This window comes from Xenorhabdus sp. NBAII XenSa04, assembly GCF_963866145.1.
GTDB lineage: Bacteria > Pseudomonadota > Gammaproteobacteria > Enterobacterales > Enterobacteriaceae > Xenorhabdus > Xenorhabdus indica.
Map to the genome: position 1 here is coordinate 1 of NZ_CAWMEB010000074.1, position 772 is coordinate 772.

Consider the following 772-nt stretch of genomic DNA (forward strand, 5'->3'; position numbering starts at 1 on the left):
GGTCACGTATTCAACCTGTTGATGGTTGTGTATAATCGTCATTTTTTCGGAGAAGTCACATGGCGACTGTTGAAGTAAAATGTCGATTTTGTCAGCAAACTGAATACGTCAAAAAGCATGGCAAAGGTGAGGCAGGACACCAACGCTATCGCTGTTTTTCCTGCCAGCGAACCTTCCAACTGGATTACGCCTATCGCGCGTGCCAAGCGGGTATAAAAGAACAAGTTGTTGACCTTGCCATGAATAATGCGGGTATCCGTGATACGGCCCGTGCATTACATATCAGTATCAATGCTGTTGTTCGCACTTTAAAAAACTCCAACCACGATGCGTAACAACGCTTCCACTGGATAATGTCAACGTTGTGAAGTTGATGAGGTGTGGTCATTTGTCGGGAATAAAAAGTGCCAACGTTGGTTATGGTATGCTTGGGAAGCTCGATTAAAACGTATCATTGCCCATACATTCGGAGCAAGAAGCAAAAAAACACTCAAGAAACTCCTCAAAAAACTGGCTTCGTTTAATGTTGTCTTCTGGTGTACAGATAATTTCAAAGCTTACAGTTTATTACCCAAAAACCAGCATGTTGTCGGAAAAACCTTCACTCAACGTATTGAGCGGGAGAATTTGACGTTGCGCAACCGACTTAAGCGACTCAATCGTAAAACGTTGGGTTATTCTAAGTCACCGAAAATGCATGATAAAGTCATCGGGACTTTCATTGAACGTGAATACTATGTTTAACACAAATCAACGGATTGAATACGTGACC

The 772-nt window shown here is 42.4% G+C and carries 1 pseudogene; it reads left to right on the plus strand.

Features of this window, described 5'->3' with window-relative positions:
• Positions 1 to 59 precede the first annotated feature (59 nt).
• Positions 60 to 744: pseudogene (locus AAC147_RS03815) on the plus strand (IS1 family transposase).
• The last annotated feature ends 28 nt before the right edge of the window (positions 745 to 772 follow it).